Source organism: Pelagicoccus sp. SDUM812005 (genome assembly GCF_031127875.1).
In the GTDB taxonomy this organism is placed as follows: Bacteria; Verrucomicrobiota; Verrucomicrobiia; order Opitutales; family Opitutaceae; genus Pelagicoccus.
Map to the genome: position 1 here is coordinate 45,896 of NZ_JARXIA010000021.1, position 15,083 is coordinate 60,978.

6 protein-coding genes are annotated in these 15,083 nt (G+C 59.3%); 5 read left to right on the forward strand and 1 reads right to left on the reverse strand.

Annotated elements, in window-relative coordinates; translation table 11 throughout:
• Window positions 1-825: 825 nt before the first annotated feature.
• Window positions 826-1,728: an AraC family transcriptional regulator gene (locus tag QEH57_RS20765; protein WP_309008706.1), complete on the reverse strand. Its 903-nt coding sequence runs from the start codon at window positions 1,726-1,728 to the stop codon at window positions 826-828.
• A gap of 542 nt (window positions 1,729-2,270) precedes the next feature.
• Between QEH57_RS20765 and QEH57_RS20770 the strand changes: the two genes are divergently transcribed.
• The 5 genes from QEH57_RS20770 (at window position 2,271) to QEH57_RS20790 (ending at window position 15,072) form a co-directional block, all read left to right on the forward strand.
• On the forward strand, window positions 2,271-5,192 hold the full coding sequence (locus tag QEH57_RS20770; protein ID WP_309008707.1) for a TonB-dependent receptor plug domain-containing protein: 2,922 nt from the start codon (window positions 2,271-2,273) through the stop codon (window positions 5,190-5,192).
• A 121-nt stretch (window positions 5,193-5,313) separates the two neighbouring features.
• Entirely contained in the window at window positions 5,314-6,882 is a 1,569-nt protein-coding gene (locus QEH57_RS20775) for a sulfatase (RefSeq protein ID WP_309008708.1), read from the forward strand.
• Window positions 6,883-7,064: 182 nt separating this feature from the next.
• Complete coding sequence (locus tag QEH57_RS20780; RefSeq protein WP_309008709.1) at window positions 7,065-10,364, forward strand: DUF5107 domain-containing protein; 3,300 nt, start codon at window positions 7,065-7,067, stop codon at window positions 10,362-10,364.
• A 6-nt stretch (window positions 10,365-10,370) separates the two neighbouring features.
• A complete protein-coding gene (locus tag QEH57_RS20785) occupies window positions 10,371-11,783 on the forward strand; it encodes a sugar porter family MFS transporter (RefSeq protein WP_309008710.1) in 1,413 nt (470 codons plus the stop codon).
• 58 nt (window positions 11,784-11,841) lie between these two features.
• Window positions 11,842-15,072 (forward strand): discoidin domain-containing protein, encoded by a 3,231-nt coding sequence (locus tag QEH57_RS20790; RefSeq protein WP_309008711.1) that lies wholly within the window; start codon window positions 11,842-11,844, stop codon window positions 15,070-15,072.
• Window positions 15,073-15,083 lie beyond the last annotated feature (11 nt).

Genomic DNA, 15,083 nt, shown 5'->3' on the forward strand with positions numbered 1-15,083 from the left:
GGCATTTATCGCATTCGCGCCGAGCGGATACGAGAGCCCTAACCTGCCCTACGCCAGCGACGACGCCACGGCCACGATCTCAAGCCCCAGCCACCCCGGCTGCCGGGCGATCGGTCGGCACGACGATATACCGACGCTGCAAATTCCCCTCCTAAAGGAATCCCCGCAGACGGATTTCTTTTTCGCGAGCGAGCGGAACAGGCTGAGGCCTCCGTCAACCGCCATCGCCCCACGCCGCGCCGAGATTGCAGATTCGCCGCATAGCGCCTTCGCTCCTTCGAGCACTGGCTGTCGGTCACCGCCGCCTTCCGCCATACTTCCAAGCTAAAAGCAGTCCCACAGCACGCGCGCCGCGATGCTAGGGTAACGGGTTCGCCCATCGGTTGATCGGGTTCCCCGCGAGCGAAGCCCTCGCCTTGCCACCGCACTTTCAAGTAGCGGAGCGAGCTCTGCGACTGCGACTAAACCAAACCTTCGGCATGGCGGCTCCAGGACAGCCGTCCCCTGCCAACCCATTTTTATATAAACTGATTTTACCATGATAAAACAATGGTGGAGGCGATTAGCATCCCTCTATGAAGTAGCAACCGACAACGTGTCATTGAAAAATCAATACGCGTCCAAGACTACGGTTTACCTGCAACAACTCGATCCGAAGCAGCTCACGCCACAAGCGCGATCGCTTCTTGCGGAGGAACTCGCACGCCGAGAACAAAAGCGACAAAAGCGAGCACGAGCTTTGGCTCAGCAATAACATGCAGGAGGGAGAGACGCCAAGTCTCTCCCTTCTTTGCGGCGTCCGCATCGGCCTCAGCCACCGCGAACCTAGTGTTGGTTTCCCTTCCGATACTGGGCCGGCGACACACCCATGATTCGCTTGAACACTCTGGAAAAGTAGTAGGGATCAGCGTAACCGAGAGCGGCCGCCACTTCCTGCACTGCCATGTCACTAAAATCTAAATACTGGCAGGCTCGCTGAATCTTCAGACGAATAAAGTAGTCGATCGGAGCCTGTTCGATGCGCTGCTTGAACAGGCGGCAAAAGTAAGTCGGAGTTAGGCCCAGCTCGCTCGCAAGCTCACCCAGCGTCAGAGTCTCCTCCACTCGGGCCTTCATGATCTCCAAGGAACGCTCGATCACCTTCCCTTCGCCTCCCAAATCGAAGCGGCGCCGGTAAACCATATCGCCCAGAAGGTGCCAAAGCCGGGCGTTCGCAAAGGAGTAAGCCTCGCGGGAAGCCTCCTGCTCGAGGTCGGAGATGGTCTGCTGGAACAACTGCAATAGCTCCCGCCGAGGAGCCAGCGGAATCCCCACCCCATACCTGCCTCCGCACAGGCGCTCCGCCATTACCACCGATTGCTCTCCTCTAAAATGCACCCAGTAAATTTCCCAGGACTCTCCTTCCCGGTTGCCGTAGGCGTGGGGAGCGCCGGCGGGAAGCACCACGAAGCTGTGCCGCTTCACCCACTGGCGACGGCCTTCAAACTCGCACCACCCTTGGCCACCGACGCAGTAGATCAAGACGTGGCTCTGCAGCGCTTCACGTCGATCCACTCGATGCAAGTCGACCGGCGGATAGAAGCCCACATCGGTTAAATAGAGCTGCCTCGACATCTGGCCTTCCGCGAAACTCTGCTCCAAATCCGCAGGGATGCGTATCAACTTTTGACCGCGAAATCCCTCCATGCGAGTCGCCGCATCAGCGCCATCCGAGAGCTTCCGTTCCATTCTTTCTACGCGATCGGTCATTTTATCAAGTTATACCATTAGGATAATTTCGTCTAAAAGAAAGGAGCATTCCTTTAACAGGCCTCGTCATTTTCGCGAAGCAAGCAATCACTTTTGCTGATTTTTCGAATGAACTCCCCTACTGCTGACAGTCAAAAGGAGCGGCAAAATCACCGGCGACAGGACGGAACGCTGCCGTTTCGAGCCTTCGCGGTCAACGTATCACTGGGGGGAATCACGTTTTATACAACCACTTCCGCATTCCGACATCCCACAACCCTGATTCGAACGCTCCCACCTGGTAGGTGCAAAATATTCCATTATTTCGTTATGTTTCATCCATTCAATTTTTAGGACAAACGATTTATCATACTGCGACGAACACCCCCCAAAGAAAGCGATGGCCCCTGATCGAGCTGCTAGAGAACGTAGCGTCTCCCCTTGCCCCTCATTGGCTACCCGCGCTCCGAACCGCGAGCTCTCGCTTGCCCCTTTCACCCCCTATCAAACTCACCCGACACATCAGGTTAACAAATAATCACATGAAAGACACCCCCCCACGAAATACCTTACGCTGGAAAAGCCTCTCGCTTTGTCCGCTTGCCCTGCTCGCCCTCCCGATCGCCGCTTTCGCCCAAACGTCAGACGAGGATGAAGTCTACGAACTTAGCCCCTTCGTAGTGGATGGATCCGAGGACAACGGCTACCGCGCCGCAAATACCTTGGCCGGCACCCGCATGAACGCCCAGCTCAAGGACACCGCCGCCTCCGTATCCACTTTTACTAAAGCCTTCCTGGAAGACCTTGGCGCCACCGACCTAGAGTCGGTCATGAACTACTCCGCCAGCGCCGAAAAGAGCGTCGGCGACACGTCGCCGAACCCAGGGGGTAACGACAACGTGGATTCAAAGCCTGGATACAACTTCCGCGTACGCGGATTCCAGTCTTCCCGAGCGCGAAACTTCTTCCGCTACGATCTTCCAGTCGACGTGTTCAACACGGAACGGCTCGACGAATCCCGCGGCCCGAATTCCATTCTATTCGGCGTCGGCTCCGCCGGCGGCATCGTGAACGTTGCTACCAAGCAAGCTTTCACGAACCAGGACTTCACCCGCCTGCAGTTCCAGCTCGCCTCCGAAAATGGACGCCGCGGCGCCCTCGACCTCAACAAGACCTTAATCGAGGACAAGCTCGCCATCCGTTTCAACCTGCTCAAGGACAGCTCGGACGGCTGGCGCTACAGCACCAACGAGGAAGACGAACGTATCCACGCTGCCGCTACCTACAAGCTTGCCGAAAAGACGACCTTGCGTGCCGAATTCGAACTGGGCGCGGTCGACGACGTAGTCGCTCGCCCCTACCAGATCACCGACGACTACAGCCAATGGGACGGCACCACCTTCGCCTCCGGCGTGTGGACAACCCCTCCCGGCGCCCGTCGTTCGCAGTGGTGGGGCGGCACGGTTCCGACCTACGTTTCCAATAGCGGGACTGTGGTGGACACCCGCTCCCAGATGGAAACCATCAATTCCCACAACCCGATCAGCGACTTCCCCAACTACTCGGCATGGTGGAACGCAGCCTCGGGCGATACCAACGTCATTCCGGAATCCATCATCCCCGCCAGCGTCAACGTTGCCGGCCCTGGAGCAAAGCGGGAACTCGACTACAATACCCACACCTTCATTGCGGAGCAACAGCTCGGCGACCTCTTCGTCGAGCTCGCCTACCACCGCACCGAGTCAGACTGGGTAAGCCATTGGACGGAATCCAGCAGCCTGCAGATCGATCCCAACGAAAATCGGATCGACGGCAGTCCTAACCCCTTCGTTGGACAGTACTACCTCGAAGGCCGCTGGGACAAGCGTACCCGTAACATCTCCTCGGATACGTACCGAGCCACCCTCGGCTACAAGCTCGATACCGAGCGCATGGGTACCCATAACTTCGTAGCCATGTGGTCCAAGGACGACCAAATCCAGGCCTTCACCAACGAAACTTTGGCGATAACAGACGAAGACATTATCGGCTCTTGGGGCGCCACCCCCGACAACGCTCGCTACCGTCCCGCATTCCGCCAGTATTTCACCGAACTGGGAGACTGGGAAAACTTCCACATTCCGAGCTGGGAAACGCGTATCAACGGAGCCCCTACGCTGAGCAACAACGCGCTCTACGACGACAAGACCGTATCCATGGACTGGATCATTCGCGACCAGAACCAAAACGACGACCGCGTCGATACTGACTCCATCCTCCTCGGGGCCCAAAGCTACTGGATGGACAAGAAGCTGGTCACCACCCTCGGTTACCGCAGCGACAAGGTTGAGAACCTCACCCACGACACCGTGCGCGGCGACGATGGCTACTACATGATCGACTACGACTCCCCTAACCTGCAGGATTTCGATTCGGAAACGATCACCGCAGGCGGCGTTTACCACCTCACCGACACGTTCAGCCTCTTCTACAACCGTTCGGAAAACACCAACTACCCGAACTTCCTCATCTCGGTTCTGCCGGAAGACCTCACCCGTCCCATCCAGACCGGAACTCCCGAGCCTCCGCAAGGCAGCGGTTGGGACGCTGGCATCATGTTCCAATTGATGGACAACAAGATCACCGGCCGCCTCACCTACTACGAAGCTGAGGTGATGGATACGGAAAACTGGTCCTACGGCTGGAACATTACCACCTCCCGCGAAAATGGCATCCTCAACCTCCTCGTCGATCGCGATTTCATCGACCAGGAAACCGCGGACATTCGCTACATCGATTCCAACGGCACCCTCTTCGACGAGGAATCCTCCGGTTGGGAGCTAACCTCCACCGCGAATCTGAGCAAAAACTGGCGCCTGAACTTCAACGCCTCCTCCACCGACCGCATTCGCTTCAACGCCTATGCAGACGCGGAACGACTCTTGGATTCATCCAAGGAATGGGTGCTCGGCCTAGACGGAATCAACGGCAGCACTGAAGTTGGCTCTTCCCCCACTCCTGGCGAGCCCGGCGAAACGGTCGACCAATTCTACGATCGCTGGATGAGCGACCTCCTCTTCTACCGTCGCGGCGAGGAAGTGAAGCGTGGCCTGCGCGAGTTCAAGTACAACCTCTTCACCGCCTACGACTTCACCGAGGGCAAAGCCAAGGGACTCACCATCGGAGGCGGCCTACGCTACCAGAGCGCCAACATCGTAGGCGTCGACGGAGAGGGCAACATCCTCAAGGGCGACGACCTAAGCTACGTCGACCTCATGCTCCGCTACCGCTTCAAGCAAAAGCTCTTCGGCAAAGCGGCCACCAGCATACAGCTGAACGTGAACAACCTCTTCGAAAAGGAAGGCCTAATTCCCGTTCGCTACGCTCCCGTCCAAGGAGAGAACTACAGCAATCCAGACATCGTCGACGCGGCAACCTTCCACGACCCGCAATCGGTTCGTCTCACCTTCAACGTCCATATGTAGTCGATGGTCTGATACGATAAATTTCTTTTAAACGGGGCTCCTGGGACCGAGATCGAAATCTCACCTTGGAGCCCTTGCTATTCCCGCTTTCGAAAAAACCGGTATCCACACGATCAACACAATGATTAACAAACTCACGCTCTTAACAATCGGCCTCGCGCTTTCGAGCCCACTCGCAACACCGCAGGCCCAAGCCGCCCAGAAGCGCCCGAACGTAGTGCTCATCGTCGCCGACGACCTCGGATGGAAAGACCTTTCGGTCCAAGGCAGCGAATTCTACGAATCTCCAAACTTGGACCGGCTCGCTAATTCCGGGGCCCGTTTCACCGACGGCTACGCCGCCTGCCAGGTCTGCAGCCCCTCGCGCGCCAGCCTCATGAGCGGACAGTATCCCGCTCGCCTCGGCGTCACCGACTGGATCGGCGCTCCCGAAGAAGAGGAGTGGGACCGCAACACCCGCATGCTTCCGCCTACCTACCGACACGAACTCCCGCACGAGCGCACCACCATCGCCGAAGCGCTCAAGGAAGCCGGATACGCCACCTTCTTCGCGGGCAAATGGCACCTCGGCGACCGCGAAACCGATTGGCCCGAGCACCACGGCTTCGATATCAACAAGGGTGGCTTCGACCGCGGAGGCCCTCCTGGCGGCTACTTCTCGCCCTACGGCAACCCGCGTCTCGAAGACGGCCCTGACGGCGAGTACCTGCCGCTGCGCCTCGGCCGCGAGACCGCCCAATTCATCGAGAGCAACGCAGACCGTCCCTTCTTCGCCACCCTCTGCTTCTACTCCGTGCACGGTCCCGCCCAAACCACCAAGGAGCTCTGGGAAAAGTACCGCCAAAAAGCCGCCCAACAACCCCAGCCCGCCCATCGCATGGGAGTCGAAGCCCGCAATCCGATCCGCATCGTTCAGGACAACCCCATCTACGGCGGCATGATCGAAGCCATGGACCAAGCCGTCGGCATCGTGATGGAAGCCCTCGAGAAGAACGGCCTCGCGGAAGACACCATCATCGTCTTCACCTCCGACAACGGCGGCGTCGCTTCCGGCGACCACTGGGCCACCTCAGCCCTGCCCCTGCGCGGCGGCAAAGGCTACCAGTGGGAGGGCGGCATACGCGTCCCCTTCTTCGTCTCCTGGCCCGGCACCATCCCTGCCGGTACCGTATCCGACCAGCCCGTCATCGGCACCGACGTCTACCCAACCATCCTGGACCTCGCCGGACTGCCGCTCCGTCCCGAGGAGCACGCCGACGGCGTTAGCCTCGCCCCTGCCCTCCAGAACAAGCCCCTTCCCGACCGAGCCCTCTACTGGCACTACCCGCACTACGGCAACCAAGGAGGCGATCCCGTATCCATTATTCGTGACGGACACTGGAAGCTCGTCCTATTCCACGAAACCAAGTCCATCGAGCTCTACCACCTCGACCAGGACCCGGGCGAACGCAACAACCTCGTCGCCATGTACCCAGAGCAGTCCCAGCGACTCCACCAAAAGCTCCAAAACTGGCTCTCGGGTATGGACGCCAAAATGCCGCTGCCTAACGAAAACTTCGACGAGAAGCGATTTGCCGAAGCCCAGGCCCGCATCCCCGGTCCCTACAAGGAGCGTCAGGAGAAGGCCGCCGCCCAAATCCTCGAAGAAGACTGGAGCCCGAACCCCAGCTGGTGGGGCAGCCAAAAGTAAGCCTAACTTCCAGCGTCGCCTCGCTTCGGGGCGACGCCACCTTACTTAGGCAATATAATCCATCTTTTCTAACAGTTTAGGATATTGGGATTTGGGCAGTTTTTAGCTAATATCGTCCCGTCCTCCGCTCACCCCATCGAGCGAGAAATCTCACCCGAACCTCAATTTACCTTCAATCACGCATGAGCACAATCAAGCCAGTCGAAATCTGGGAGGAAACCGTATCCCTCCCGACTTACGGAATCGGAAAGCCCAACCGCAATCCGATGTTTCTCGAGAAGCGCGTCTACCAAGGCAGCTCCGGCGCCGTCTACCCGCACCCAGTCATCGAGAAGATTTTCGACGAAAAGCAGGACAAGGACTATCAAGCCGTGTACCTTGAAAACGAATACATCAAGGTCATGCTCCTTCCCGAGCTGGGAGGCCGCGTCCACTCCGCCTACGACAAGACGAACGACTACAACTTCGTCTACCAAAACGACGTCATCAAGCCCGCCCTCGTCGGGCTCACCGGACCCTGGATCTCCGGCGGCATCGAATTCAACTGGCCGCAGCACCACCGTCCGAGCACCTTCGACCCGACCGACCATCGCCTAGAAAAGCACGACGACGGATCCGCCACCGTCTGGATCGGCGAAATCGAACGCATGTTCCGCACCAAGGCGCTTGTAGGCTTCCGCCTGTATCCAGGAAAGGCCTACCTCGAGCTGGACGTTCGCCTCTACAACCGCACCAGCGAGCCGCAAACTTTCCTCTGGTGGGCGAATCCCGCCGTTGCCGTCAACGACGACTACCAATCCGTATTCCCACCCGACGTGCACGCTGTCATGGACCACGGCAAGCGCGCCGTATCCGATTTCCCGATCGCCACCGGCGAGTACTACAAGATGGACTACTCTCCCGGCACCGATATCTCCCGCTACAAGAATATCCCGGTGCCAACCTCCTACATGGCCTACCACTCCGACTTCGACTTCGTGGGCTGCTACGACCATGGCCCGCAAGCAGGCATGCTGCACGTCGCCAACCACCACGTGGTTCCCGGCAAGAAGCAGTGGACCTGGGGCAACGGCGACTTCGGCCGCGTCTGGGATCGTCAGCTCACCGACGAAAACGGCCCCTACATCGAGCTCATGTGCGGCGCCTATACGGACAACCAACCGGACTTCACCTGGCTCATGCCTGGCGAGGAGAAACGCTTCACCCAAATCTTCATGCCGTACAAAGGCATCGGCCCCGCGAGCAACGCGGACAAGAACGGCGTGCTCAGCCTCGACCGCAAGGGCGATTCCGCTCGTGTCGGCGTGTATCTAACATCCCATGACACGGTTACCGTTACCTTAAGCGCCAAGGGCGACCAGATCTGGCAAAAGGAGCTGGAGCTGGATCCGACCTCACCGTTTATCGAAACCCTCTCCGTCGCCAAAGACCTCGCCGATCAAGACTTCACCCTCACCGTCCGCTCGGCCAAGCGGAAGCTCAGCTTTACGCCGCTCCCCGAAGAAAAGCCCCCCGTACCCGACGCCGCCACACCGGCCAAGGTTCCGCAGGACATCGACTCGGTCGAAGAACTCTTCCTCAACGGCCTGCACCTCGAGCAGTACCGCCACGCCACCTACCGCCCGGAGCCCTTCTACGAAGAAGCCCTCCGCCGCGATCCGGGCGACAGCCGTTGCAACAACGCTATGGGTCTCCTGCTCCTGCGAGCCGGGAAACCCGCCTGCGCCGAAACCTATTTCCGCAAAGCGGTCGAACGCCAAACCCTGCGCAACCCGAACCCCTACGACGGCGAAGCCTACTACAACCTCGGCCTCGCCCTGAAGCGCCAAGGCAAGCGCCAGGAAGCATTCGACGCCTTGCACAAGTCGGTCTGGAACGACGCATGGCAGTGCGCCGGCTACTTCGAGCTAGCCCGTTTGTCCTGTCTCGACGGCAACTTCGAACAAGCCCTCGAGCAAGTTGACCGCTCCCTCAGCCGCAACATCCACCACCACAAGGCCCGTCACCTAAAAATCGCGGTCTTGCGTCAGCTGGATCGCGAGCAGGAAGCTAAAGCCGAAATCGAAACCGCCCTTTCCCATGACGCCATCGAATTCGGCGCCTTGCGCGAAAAGCTCCTGATTACCGGCCAAAGCGAATTCGCGTCTCTCATTCGTGGATACGTGCACAACTACATTGAAATCGCCCTCGACTACACGGAAGCGGGCTTCTTCGAGGAAGCTGTAGCCCTCTTGGCGGAAGCGCCGCAAGACTACCCGATGGTCAACTACTACGCAGGCTGGATCGAGCTCGAGCGCGGCAACCAAGAAGCTGCAGGGGAAGCCTTCAAGAAAGCCTCCGCAGCCTCTCCCGACTACTGCTTCCCCAATCGCTACGAGTGCGTAGCCGCTCTCACCGCGGCGATCGAGACAGTGCCCGCCGACTCCAAGGCTCCCTACTATCTCGGAAACTTCTGGTATTCGCGTCGTCAATACGACGATGCCATCCAAAACTGGGAACGTTCCGTCGAGCTGGATCCGAACTTCGCCATCCCTTGGCGCAACCTCGGCCTCGCCTACATGAACAAGCGCCAACACGCCGAAGCCGCGGAGCAAGGGCTGGAAACCGCCTTCACCCTGGCCCCCGACGACGCCCGCATCTTCTTCGAGCTCGACCAGCTCCGCAAGAAAACCGGCGTCTCGCTCGAAGAGCGCCTCGCCTCCATGGAGGCCCACCGCGAGCTGGTCCTGGAACGCGACGACCAAACCGTAGAACTCGTTTCCCTCTACAACCTGCAAGGCCGCTACCAGGATGCTCTCGCCATCCTCGAAACGCGCAACTTCCATCCTTGGGAAGGCGGCGAAGGCAAGGTCGCCTACCAGTACACCGCCAGCCTGCTCGGCCTCGCCAAGCAAGCCCTGCAGGACGGCCAGTTCGCCGAGGCCATCGCTCACCTGGAAGAGACCCGCTCCTATCCAGACAACCTCGGCGAAGGCAAGCTGCACGGAGCCCAGGAGAACGACATCCTCTACTACCTCGGCTGCGCTTACGAAGGGCTGGGCGAAACGGACAAGGCGCGGGAGTGCTTCGAGTCCGCCTCCGTCGGCCTCACCGAACCCACCACCGCCATGTACTACAACGACCAGCCGCCGGAAAGCATCTTCTTCCAAGGCTTGGCCAAGCAAAAGCTGGGCCGCGAGGCGGACGCCCGCGCCATCTTCCAACGCTTGGTCAGCTACGCGGACGAACATATCGACGACGAGGTGCAGATGGACTATTTCGCGGTTTCCCTCCCGGACTTTCTCGTGTTCGATGAAGACTTGAACGAGCAGAACCGTATCCATTGCCTCTTCATCTCCGCCCTCGGCTACATCGGCCTCGGCGAAGCGGACAAGGCAAGCGAAACATTCGATCGCCTCCTTGCAGCAGCTCCCTTCCACCGTGGAGCGCTCCTGCGCAAATCTCTGCTAAACCTCGACACAAACGCTCCCGTCACCCCTTAGAACCCCGTGCAAACAAACCATAACTTCAACGGAAAATACATCTTCTGCATCTCCCTCGTAGCCGCCATGGGCGGTCTGCTCTTCGGCTACGACTGGGTGGTCATTGGCGGGGCTCGCGCCTTCTACGAGCCCTTCTTCGGCCTCACCGGAGAGGAAAACGCCTGGATGGCCGGCTGGGCCGCTGGATCGGCCCTGCTCGGCTGCCTTGCGGGAGCTATCCTCTCCGGCGCCATCACCGACCGCTTAGGCAGAAAGCGCATCCTCATCCTCGCCGCCGTCATGTTCACCGCCTCCGCGGTTTGGACCGCCTTGGCGGGCAGCCTTACCGGATTCGTGCTCGCCCGCATCCTCGGAGGCGTGGGCATCGGCCTGGCTTCCAACGTCTCGCCCATGTACATCGCCGAGGTTTCGCCTTCCAGCATGCGAGGCAGGTTCGTATCCATAAACCAACTCACCATCGTCATCGGCGTGCTCGCAGCCCAGCTGGTGAACCTCGCCATCTACAACTACGCGCCCATCGACACCGCCGCCACCGCCGCGACGATCCTCGAATCCTGGAACGGACAACAAGGCTGGCGCTGGATGTTCGCCGCTGAAGCCCTCCCGGCCGCAGGTTTCCTTGTATTGGCATTTTTCATACCGGAATCGCCTCGCTGGCTGATCAAGAAAAACCGCCGCAGCGAAGCGGCCACCGTTTTGGAAAAGATCGGCGGCAAGGCCTACGCGGATTTCGAAGTCGACGACATCGGTCAGACCCTCTCCAAGGACACCGACCGTTTCCGCCTCCGAGAACTGCTGCAAAAGAAGCTCTTCGGAGTCGTCCTGCTGGGCGTGTTCATCGCCATGTTCCAGCAATGGTGCGGCATCAATACCATCTTCTACTACGCCAGCGAAGTCTTCGCCTCCGCCGGCTACGACTTGAGCGACCAGATGACCAATATCGTCTGGACCGGCGGCGTAAACCTTGTCTTCACCTTCGTCGCCATCTTCGTGGTCGACAAGCTGGGTCGCCGCCCCCTCATGCTCTTCGGAGCTGGCGGCTTGGCCGTGATCTACGCCATCATGGGCGCCCTGTATCTCTTCGAAGTGGAAGGCGCTTTCGTGCTGGTCATCGTACTCGCCGCTATCGCTTGCTACGCCATGACCCTTGCCCCGATCACCTGGGTACTACTCTCCGAAATTTTCCCCAATCGCGTTCGCGGAGCCGCCATGGCGGTTTGCGTATCCAGCCTGTGGATCGCCAACTTCCTGCTGGTGCAGACCTTCCCACCGATCAACGCGGCCCTTGGCGCCTCAGGCACCTTCTGGCTCTACGGAATTATCTGCGCCGTCGGATTCTTCGTATTCGCTCTGAAAGTACCGGAAACCAAAGGCAAATCCCTCGAGGACATCGAACGCGAACTCACCTCTCAGAACTAGTTCCCGCCCCCTGCCACGCCATCACAGCGACGCAGCCTAAACGCCCAAAAATTAGTCCATGCATTCCCAATCGTTCCACCTATTCATCCGCTGCTTCCTTGCCATCGGCCTAGCCGTCTTCGCTAACTACATGGCGAAGGCAAGCGATACCCTCGACCTGTCGGGCACCTGGGAGGTGCGTCTCGACACCGAGGAGCCGTTCGCCCCGAACCGCTGGCCCAAGGACATCGAAGCGAAGCCAATCCAGCTTCCCGGCACCATCGGCGAAGCCGGCCTCGGCACCCCGCTTGCCCTCGAGCCCGCCCTCACCAAGGAAGTCTTCGAATACCTCCACCAGCGCAATCGCTACATCGGGGCCGCCTGGTACTCGCGCGATTTCGAAGTGGACGCCTCCTGGGCCAAGGCGCCCGTCGAGCTCCTGCTGGAACGCGTCCTCTGGCGCAGCGACGTTTGGCTCAACGGCGAGAAGATCGATACCCATGACTCGCTCATCGCACCGCACCGCTTCGACCTTAGCGGCAAGATCCGCTCTGGAAAGAACACGCTGATGGTGCGCATCGACAATCGAATGCACGTAGACATCGGCACCCTCGGCCACGCCTACACCGAGCAAACCCAAAGCATCTGGAACGGCATCCTCGGCCGCATGGAGCTCCGTAAGCTTGAGCCGCTCTCCCTCGCATGGCTATCGGTCGAACCGCAGCCGATCGACGGGAACGTCCAAGTCACCTTCGAAGTATCCAACGCCACCGGAGAAAGCCAAAAGGCTACCGTTCAGCTCACCGCCACAGCCAAGGGCGACAGAAAAGCGGCAGCCTCCAGCGAGCTTTCCCTCATCGCTCCTAGCGGCACCTCCCGTCACACCCTTACGCTACCTGCCGATAAACTCAGTTTCTGGTCCGAGTTCGCTCCCCAGCTCTACACGTTCGAAGCCCAACTCTCCGCCGGAAAAATCTCTGACAGCGAACAGCTCGTTTCCGGTATCCGCGAGATCCATACAGACGACCGCCACATTACGATCAACGGCAAGGTCTCCTTCATGCGTGGAACCCTCGACTGCGCGATCTTTCCCAAAACTGGCTACCCGCCGACAGACGTCGCCAGCTGGGACAAGATTTTCAAGACGGTCCGCGAATACGGACTCAACCATGTCCGCTTCCACTCCTGGTGCCCACCCAAAGCCGCCTTCGAGTCCGCCGACAAGTTAGGCGTCTACCTGCAGCCGGAACTCCCCAACTGGACCTTCAAGAACGGTCAGGATCCCGTGGTGGACGCTTGGCTCGAAGAGGAAGGCTACCGCATCCTGCGCGAATACAGCCACCACCCATCCTTTGTCTTCTTCAGCATGGGCAACGAACTCATCGGCGACTACCACTACCTCGACGGCCTCATTCGTCGCCTTCGCGAAAAGGCTCCCCACCTGCTTTACACCAGCACCACCTACTCCTTCTCCGAGCGAGGCGCCAAGGAAGGACCCGAAGACGACATCTTCATCACCCAGCGCACCAACACTGGCTGGGTTCGCGGCCAAGGGTTCATCAATACCACCTGGCCCACCACCGACAGCGACTACGCGGAAGGCATGTCCAGCATCGACGTCCCGCTTATCACCCACGAAGTCGGCCAGTACAACGTGTATCCAAATCTCGCCGAGCTTCCTAAATACGACGGAAACCTCCGCGCCCTCAACTTCGAGGCGATCAAGCAGGACCTCGAAGCCAAAGGTCGTCTCCACAAGGCCGACGACTACACGTTCAACTCCGGCAAACTCGCCGTTATCCTCTACAAGGAAGACATCGAACGCGCCCTCCGTACCGAAGACCTATCCGGTATCCAACTTCTGAATCTCAACGACTTCCCCGGCCAAAGCACCGCTACGGTGGGAATCCTCGACGCGTTCTGGGAATCCAAGGGATTGGTTACTCCTGAAGAGTTCCGCCAATTCACTTCGCCCGTGGTGCCCCTGATCAAGATGCCGAAGATGGCCTGGAGCAACGACGAGACTTTCGCCGCCGACATTGAAATTGCCAACTTCTCCGACGCCGCCCTCAAGAACGCTAGGATCGCCTGGAGCATAAAGACCGAAGACGGCAAGACGATCGCCAAGGCAAACTTGCCCGTCCGCGAGGTCCCGCTCGGAAACGGTCACGACCTAGGGGCCATCCGAGCGCCCCTCCACTCCATCAAAATGGCCAGCAAGCTCACGGTCGAGGTCGCTGTCAAAGGCACCGACTACCGCAACGCGTGGAATATCTGGGTCTACCCCCAGGAGCCCGCAAACGATCCAGCAGACGTCACCGTCATCCGCCGCTACGGCAAGCCGCTCTTCGACGCCCTCGCAGCGGGAGAAAACGTGCTCTTCCTGCCCGCCGTAGAGGAACTGACCAATCCATTGGCCGGCCGCTTCATTCCTGTATTCTGGAGTCCACTACACTTCCCGAACCAAGCAGGTTCGCTGGGAACGCTCATCGATAGCGACCACCCCGCCTTCGGATCCTTCCCGACCGATACCCACACCGACTGGCAATGGTGGGAACTGCTGGCTGAATCTACTTCCATCGCCGCCGACTCCCTCGGACCCGACTTCGAGCCGGTCATGCAATTTATCGACAAGTACAATCGCAACAGCCTCCCGGCGATCATGTGGGAAGCCAAGGTCGGTCCCGGCAAGCTCTTCGTCTGCACCCTCGACCTCGAGTCCGATCCGGAACGCCGCATCGTGGCCCGCCAACTGAAGGCCTCGCTGCTCGAATACCTTTCCAGCGATTCCTTCGCTCCGGACTTCCAGATCGATGCCAAGACTCTGGCCAGCTTCTTCCAGGTCAAGCCTTACAGCTTCGAACTGACTCGTGGCACGAGCCATCCCAACCACGACTTCAACAAGCTCTTCGACGGCAAGGCCGACACCTTTTGGCACAGCGACTGGAACGATAAGGACACCGACCATCCTTACGCCATCACCATTGCGATGAAAGAGGAGCTGAAGGTCGCAGGACTTAAGTACCTCCCCCGTCAGAACAGCGCCAAAGCCCGCGTAGCCCACTACCGAATCGAAAGCAGCCTTGACGGCAAAAACTGGAAAACGGTCGCAAGCGGCACCCTGCCCAACAGCAAGCAGGTGCAAGAGATCAAGTTCAAGGAATCAGTATCCAGCCTTTACCTACGACTAACGATCCTCTCCGACGCCACCGATACCCAGCATGCGGCGATCGCCGAGCTCTCTCCTATCTTCGACGACGGAAACGCCGCCGTGGACGATCTCGGTCTCATCGACGGATTCAACAACTGACTCCCTCCATC